General features: G+C 74.4%; 7 protein-coding genes. 5 read left to right on the top strand and 2 right to left on the bottom strand.

The features are described from left to right. Positions 1–37: 37 nt before the first annotated feature. From B0675_RS28670 to B0675_RS28660, 3 genes are read left to right on the top strand one after another with little or no spacing between them, the layout of a single operon-like run. Entirely contained in the window at positions 38–253 is a 216-nt protein-coding gene (locus tag B0675_RS28670; protein ID WP_081222505.1) for an MbtH family protein, read from the top strand. Between the two features lie 7 nt (positions 254–260). Continuing rightward, a complete protein-coding gene (locus B0675_RS28665) occupies positions 261–1,835 on the top strand; it encodes an amidohydrolase (RefSeq protein ID WP_081222504.1) in 1,575 nt (524 codons plus the stop codon). Then, positions 1,832–2,059: a hypothetical protein gene (locus tag B0675_RS28660; RefSeq protein WP_081222503.1), complete on the top strand. Its 228-nt coding sequence runs from the start codon at positions 1,832–1,834 to the stop codon at positions 2,057–2,059. The genes B0675_RS28665 and B0675_RS28660 overlap by 4 nt, the downstream gene beginning before the upstream one ends. 201 nt (positions 2,060–2,260) lie before the next feature. Here B0675_RS28660 and B0675_RS28655 read toward each other — a convergent pair whose 3' ends face one another. Further along, complete coding sequence (locus tag B0675_RS28655; protein ID WP_143661131.1) at positions 2,261–2,839, bottom strand: hypothetical protein; 579 nt, start codon at positions 2,837–2,839, stop codon at positions 2,261–2,263. Positions 2,840–2,933: 94 nt separating this feature from the next. On the opposite strand from B0675_RS28655, the gene B0675_RS28650 reads away from it, so the two are divergent. Beyond that, positions 2,934–3,434 (top strand): NUDIX domain-containing protein, encoded by a 501-nt coding sequence (locus B0675_RS28650; protein ID WP_081222501.1) that lies wholly within the window; start codon positions 2,934–2,936, stop codon positions 3,432–3,434. Positions 3,435–3,458: 24 nt separating this feature from the next. Here B0675_RS28650 and B0675_RS28645 read toward each other — a convergent pair whose 3' ends face one another. After that, on the bottom strand, positions 3,459–4,340 hold the full coding sequence (locus tag B0675_RS28645) for an alpha/beta hydrolase (RefSeq protein WP_081222500.1): 882 nt from the start codon (positions 4,338–4,340) through the stop codon (positions 3,459–3,461). A gap of 205 nt (positions 4,341–4,545) precedes the next feature. Between B0675_RS28645 and B0675_RS28640 the strand changes: the two genes are divergently transcribed. Then, complete coding sequence (locus B0675_RS28640; protein WP_081222499.1) at positions 4,546–6,591, top strand: BTAD domain-containing putative transcriptional regulator; 2,046 nt, start codon at positions 4,546–4,548, stop codon at positions 6,589–6,591. The last annotated feature ends 143 nt before the right edge of the window (positions 6,592–6,734 follow it).

Here is a 6,734-nt window from a genome sequence, read left to right as displayed (position 1 = left end):
GATCACGACCGATCCAAGAGACCGTGAGGAAGATCTGATGACCAACCCGTTCGAGAACCCCGAAGGCCTCTACCGCGTGCTCGTCAACGACGAGGGCCAGTACAGCCTGTGGCCCGACTTCGTCGACGTGCCCGCCGGCTGGACCGTGGTGCACGGCCCCGGCCCGCGCCGCGCGTGCCTGGACCACATCGAGAGCAACTGGACGGACATGCGCCCCAAGAGCCTCGTGGAGAGCATGCGGCGGACGGGCTGACCCGGCGATGCTCTGCACGCGACTGACGAACGCGCGGTTCGTCACCATGGACCCCGACCGGCCCGTCGCCCACGACCTCGGCATCTGGCGGGGCCGGATCGTGGGCCTGGACGAGGAGGTGACCTCGCTGCCCGCGCGCCGCGTGGTCGACCTCCAAGGGGCCACCGTACTGCCCGGGTTCATCGACAGCCACGTCCACCTGGCCTGGACCGGACTCAAGTCGGGCACGCCGAGCATCGCGTCGTGCACCACTGTGGAGGAGGCGCTCACCATTGTCGCCGGGGTCGCCGCGCAGGTCCCCGTCGACGGCTGGGTCCATCTCGCGGGCTACGACCAGCGGGCCCTGGGACGCCATCTGAGGGCCGTGGAACTCGACAAGGCCGGCGGCGGGCGCAAAGTGTTCCTGATGCACGACTCGGGCCACGGATGCGTGGTCAGCACCGCCGTCCTCGACCTGCTCCCGGCCGGCATCGAGCACGAGGACGGCTTCCTCGCCGAGGGGGCGATGGGCGCGGCCCGGGCCCTGCGGCTGCCCCACTCCCAGCAGGAACTCGCGGACGCGATCGGCCGGGCCGCACGGGAGTGCCTTGCGGAGGGGGTGACCGCCGTCGCCGAGGCCGGGATCGGCGGCGCGCTGTTCGGCCACAGTCCCGTCGAGCTCGGCGCCTACCAACTCGCCCGCGAACAGGGCGCCTTGCCGCTGCGGGTGCAGCTGATGGTGGCCGCCGACCGGCTGCACGAGGCGACCACTCACCCGTCCGACGGCATCCCGCGCGCCCTCGACCTCGGCCTGCGCACCGGGTTCGGCGACGCCTGGCTGTCCGTGGGAGCGCTCAAGATCTACACCGACGGCGGCATGATGGCGCGCACCGCCGCCCTGAGCGAACCCTACGAAGGCCTCGACCACGCGGGCCGGTTGCAGGAGGATCCCGAGGTGCTCGCCGCGACCGTCGTCGACGGACACCTCGCGGGGTGGCAGCTCGCCGTCCACGCCATCGGGGACCGGGCGGCCGATGTCGCCCTGGACGCGCTGGAACACGCCCAGCGCCTCCGGCCCCGTACGGACGCACGGCACCGTGTCGAGCACGCCGGCCTGATCCGGCCCGACCAACTGGAGCGGTTCGCCCGGCTCGGTGTGATCGCCGTGGTCCAGCCGAACTTCCTGCGCTCCTTCGGCGACGACTACGCCGCGATCATGGGAGCGGGCCGGGCTCCCTGGCTCTACCGGGGGAGGGGCTTCCTGGACCACGGCATCACGCTGGTCGGCAGCTCCGACCGGCCCGTCACCGACGGATCACCGCTGCGGGCCGTGCAGTTCATGGTCGAGCGGGCCTCCGGATCGGGCCGGACGATCGGCCCGGACGAGGGCGTCACGGTGGACGAGGCGCTGCGCGCGTACACCGTCGCCGGGGCCTTCGCGTGCCGCTGGGAGGACAGTCTGGGCAGTCTGACGCCGGGGAAGTGGGCCGATCTGGCCGTGCTCGCGGACGATCCGCGGTCGGTGGAGGTCTCGCGCATCGGCGACATCGAGGTGGTCGCGACGTACGTCGCGGGCCAGGACACAGTGGAGGCGACGGCATGAGCGTACGGACGCACGGCACGGATCCCCACGCGGAGTTGGGGGTGTCACCGGACCCGCTCAGGTGGGTGATCTGGCACACCGCGACGGAGACGCTGGTCTTCGACCGGGACGTCAACGGCCCGCTCGGGATCGACGACGAGGCGGTCCTGCGTGAGGTCCTCGGCAGGATGCGCGCCGCGGGCGTACCGGAGAGCGACGACTATCCGGGCCGCCCCTGCTCCTGACCTTGGGACACCCGCGGACCCTCTCAGGTCCTGTCGGTCGGCAGCTCGCGCGGCACGACGTCGGTGGCGCACTCGACGTCGGCCTCCGCGTGCGCGAGGGCGCTGGTCGGCGGTGCACGCGATGTCGGCCGCGGGGTGCGCGAGGGTGGCGAGGTGTGAGGCCGGTCGTGCCGGCGCCGTTCGGGGTGCCGCGAGCGGCGGCTATCCGACGGCCGGGTCGCCGTCGACCTGAAGGAGCCGGTACCGGTGTCCGTACGAGGATCCGCTCCGGCGGGCGGACTTCGGTGCCCGGGCGCGGCGTGCCGCGAGGACGAGTGCGTTCACCTCCGGACGCCGCCTGCGCGCCTCGTCCAGTCGACGGCGTGACACCCCGACGCGTGCGCCCGCGGCGCCCACCGCGGCACCCGCGCGGATGACGGTGAGCAGCGTGCGCAGTTCGAGCGGGGTCAGGGGGAGGGGCTTCTCCTCGCTGTGCCCGTGCGACCGGCGCAGGCCGGTCGCCGCGGTCATGGCTTCTTCGAACGAGGGGTCCGAGGCCCGCCAGTTGAGCAGCAGGCGTTCGGGGACCCCGGCGGCCGCGGCGCATCCGGCGGCGTCGATCCCCAGGGCGGCCGCCCGCACGGCCTCCGCCATGCGGGTCAGGGTCTCCTCGCGCAGATTCGGTTCGCGCCCGAGTGCCACGAGGAGCTCTTGGTCGAGCCGGTGCCGTGCGTCGAGGTGGGCCAGGACGTCGTCGGCCCAGGCCGCCAACCCGGCATCGGTGTCGGTTACTTCATCCACTCGTGCAACTTTAGGTTAGCCTCACCTAAGTGTATAGGTCGAGGTCGTTCACCCTTCGATCGACACGGCCCTGTCGCTCTGACACCGTGTGGGGATGCGGATCCCCAGGCAGGCGGCCAGAGTCGTGGTGCTCGATCCCGCCGGTGCCGTGTTCATGTTCCGGTACGACAACGAGGAGGTCGGCGTCCACTGGGCGCTGCCCGGCGGCGGGCTGGACCCCGGCGAGACACCGCTTCAGGCCGCCCGCCGCGAGCTCCGCGAGGAGACCGGCTGGGACGACATCCCCCTCGACGGGACGCTGTTGTGCCTGTGGGAACACGACTTCACCAGGATCGGCGTCCCCGTGCGGCAGCACGAGCACATCTTCCTCACCCACGGTCCCCGCCGGGACCTGACCGGCGAACTCGGCTCGGCGCACGCCGCCGACGGGATCCTCCGCGGGAGGTGGTGGACGCCGGACGAGCTGTCGGCGGCCGTCGAACCGCTGTGGCCGCCGCAACTCCCGGACCTGCTCGCGGCCGTACGGAGCGACGGCCCGCCCACGACCCCCGTCGACCTGGGCTTCGTGCCGCAGGATCCTCCGGCCACGGCCTGACGGGGTCGTGCGGGTGAGAGGGGGTCAGCGCTCGCCGAGCGCGCGGATCTCGGCACCGATCAGCCCGGGGTCCTCCTCCGCCATGAAGTGCCCGCAGTCCACCGTGCGGTGGCGCAGGTCCGGCGCCCAGGCGCTCCAGAGCTGCTCGGCCTGGAAGCCGAGCGCGGCACCCCAGTCCTGCTGGAGCACGGTCACGGGCATGGCCAGCCGGTTCCCGGCGGCCCGGTCGGCGCTGTCGTGGTCGATGTCGACCCCGGCGGAGGCGCGGTAGTCGGCGACGATCGACGGCACCGCCGCGGCGCAGGCGTCGAGGTAGTGGCGGCGGACGCCGGAGGGGACCGCCCGCGGATCGTTGGCCCACACGTCGAGGAAGTGGCCGAAGAACGCGTCGGGCGCGCCCTCGATCAGCCGCTCGGGCAGGCCGGGCGGCTGAGCCGTCAGGTAGAGGTGGAAGGCGACCGCGGCGGACACGCCGTGCAGCGCGTCCCACATGTCGAGCGTCGGCAGGACGTCGAGTACGGCCACGTGGGCCACCGCCCTCGGATGGTCCAGGGCGGCGCGGAAGGCGACGAGGGCGCCGCGGTCGTGACCGACCAGGTCGAAGCGCTCGTGCCCGAGCTCCGCCGCCAGACGGACGACGTCCCTCGCCATGGTGCGCTTGGAGTACACCTCGGGACCGGTCTCCGCGGGCTTGTCGCTGGCGCCGTAGCCGCGCAGGTCGGGACAGACGACCGTGTGGTCGGCGGCGAGATCGGCGGCGACGTGCCGCCACATGAGATGCGTCTGCGGAAAGCCGTGCAGCAGCACGACCGGCGACCCGCTGCCGCCGACCGCCGCGTGCAGGAAGACACCGTCGTCGACCCGCACGCGGTGCTGGGCGAATCCGGGGATGCTCAGGGGTGTCACAACAGCTCCAGGTACTCGTGGCAGGGTGGAGGTCCGGCCCCCGAGGCAGGGCACGGACGCGTCCCGCGCCGATCGGCTCGGCCCGGTCCGCCGGCCTCCGGTCCGTCCGGGATCTCCCGGACGTCGTCCATGCTGCGGGCGCCGGATCAGTGATCGATGAGCGAGTTCCCGGCCCCCGGGTCAGGGCTCGCGGAAAGGCCGTGCGGTGGGCGTGCAGTTCGGAGTGCTGGGGCCGGTGGCGGCCTGGGACGACGAGGGAGCCCCGATGCCGCTCGGTGCCCCGCGCCACCGCGAGGTGCTGGGCAGACTCCTGGTCGCCCGCAACCACGTCGTCCCGGTCGACCGGCTCGTCGCCGATCTCTGGGAGGACGAGCCGCCCAAGGGTGCCCTCGGAGCCGTACGCACCTTCGTCGCCGCGCTCCGCCGCGCCCTGGAACCCGGTCGCCCCGCGCACCGGCCGCCGTCCCTGCTCGTCACCGAGGGCCCCGGATACGTGCTGCGGGCGCGACGCGAAGCGGTGGACGCGGGACGGTTCGAGGAAGCGGTGGCGCGGGCCGACGCCGCCGCCCCGCGCAACGCGGCCGCCGTGTGGGACGAGGCGCTCGCCCTGTGGCGAGGGCCCGCGCTCGCGGACTTCCCGCAGGCGCGCTGGGCCGCGCCGGAGCGGGCGAGGCTGGAGTCACTGCGGCTCCGGGCGGTCGAGGGGCGGGCCGACGCGCTGATCGCCACGGGGGCCGCCCGTGAGGCCGTACCGGACCTGGAGTCCCACGTCACGGCACATCCCTGGAGGGAGGACGGCTGGGTCCTGCTGGCCACCGCCCTCGACCGCTCCGGGCGGCGCGGAGACGCGCTGGCCGTACTGCGACGCGCCCGGGAGACCCTCGCCGACGAACTGGGGATGGACCCGGGACCGGCCCTGGCCCGGGCGGAGGAACGCATCCTGAAGGGCGCGACGGACGCCCGGACCGCGGACCCGGCCGGCCCGGCGGCCGCCGACGACGTGTGGGGGCGGGCGGCCGCCGCGTGGGAGCGGTCCGTGCCGGCCCGGTCGCGGGCGCGGCTGCACGCCACCGCCGGCCTCCTGCGTGAGCTGGCCGTGACCGGGGCGGAGGGACTGGTGGAGGCCCGTGAGCACCGCGGAGCCGTCGTCGCGGCTGCGGGCGCCACCGGCGACGCGGACCTGGCCGCCCGCGTCATCGGCTCCTACGACGTGCCGGCGGTCTGGACCCGCGCGGACGACCCGGGCGAGGCCGCGACGCTGGTGCGGGCCGCCGCCCGCAGCGCGGCGGAACTCGGGCCGGACGCGCCGCCCGCGCTCCGGGCACGGCTGCTGTCGGTCGTGGCGGTGGAGTCGCGCGGCGACGCGGCCGCCGACGGGCCGCTCCCGTTCGCCGGTGCGGAGCCGGCGGCCGAACCCTGGCTGACCCGCGCCGAACGCTCCGCCGAGGAGGCGGTCCGGCTGGCCCGCGGTCAGGGTGACCCGGCGCTGCTGGCGTTCGCCCTGAACGGCGCGTTCATGCAGGCCTTCGGCAGCTGCGGCCTGGCCGCGCGGCGCGCGGCCCTCGGCGACGAACTGGCCAACCTCGCCGCCGGACACGGTCTGCCCAGCCACGAGATCCTGGGTCGCCTCGTACGCCTCCAGGCGCTCGGCGCCCTGCGCCGGCTCACGGCTGCCGACGAGGAGGCCGACACGGTCGACCGTCTGGCGCACCGTCATGAACGCCCGCTGGCAAGGGTGTTCACCTCCTGGTACCGGTCCCTGCGCACCTGCGAGACCGACGGCTGGGAAGCGGCCCGGCCGCTCTACGCGCGAGCGCTCGCCGCCACGGCGGACTGCGGCATGCCCGGCCTCGCCCACGGCGCACCCGCGCTGGTCGCCCTCGTCCCGGTGATGCGCGGCGACGACCTCCCCCGCTCCGGAACGTTCGACGCCGTCGACCCCGGCCCGTACGAACCGTGGGTGCGGCCGCTGCTCCTGGCGGGCGAGGGTGAGACCGTGCAGGCCCGCCGGGCCCTCGACTCCGTCCCCAGACCGCCGCACGACCTGCTCCAGGAGGCCCTGTGGTGTCTGCTCGCCCGGGCGGCCTCGGCCGTCGGACACGAGGGTGTCCTGCGGCGCTCCAGGGACGAACTCGCCCGCGCGGCGGGGGAGTACGCCGGTGCCGGCAGCGGGCTGATCTCGTTCGGCCCGGTCGAACGACACCTGCGCGCCGCGGAGTCGGCACTGCGGGGCCTCGACGGACGCGGATGACCGACGCCCGACCGCGATCCTGACCGCCCCCAGAGGGCGGCAAGTCGTCCGCGAGCAAAACGAGTTGGTGGGACCGCCTCATCGAAGTCCCCCGTCGTGGCGTGCCGTTGTCCGGCAGGATGCGATCTCCTACGCTGGGCCGC

Source organism: Streptomyces sp. M41(2017) (assembly GCF_002078175.1).
Lineage (GTDB): Bacteria > Actinomycetota > Actinomycetes > Streptomycetales > Streptomycetaceae > Streptomyces.
The sequence above is the reverse complement of the archived record's forward strand: the minus strand, read 5'-3'. Positions and strand labels throughout refer to the sequence as shown.

Excerpts from the sequence above, each read along its gene's own strand:
- B0675_RS28670 (WP_081222505.1), top strand. The coding sequence starts at position 38 with ATGACCAACCCGTTCGAGAACCCCGAAGGCCTCTACCGCGTGCTCGTC.
- B0675_RS28665 (WP_081222504.1), top strand. The coding sequence starts at position 261 with ATGCTCTGCACGCGACTGACGAACGCGCGGTTCGTCACCATGGACCCC.
- B0675_RS28660 (WP_081222503.1), top strand. The coding sequence starts at position 1,832 with ATGAGCGTACGGACGCACGGCACGGATCCCCACGCGGAGTTGGGGGTG.
- B0675_RS28650 (WP_081222501.1), top strand. The coding sequence starts at position 2,934 with ATGCGGATCCCCAGGCAGGCGGCCAGAGTCGTGGTGCTCGATCCCGCC.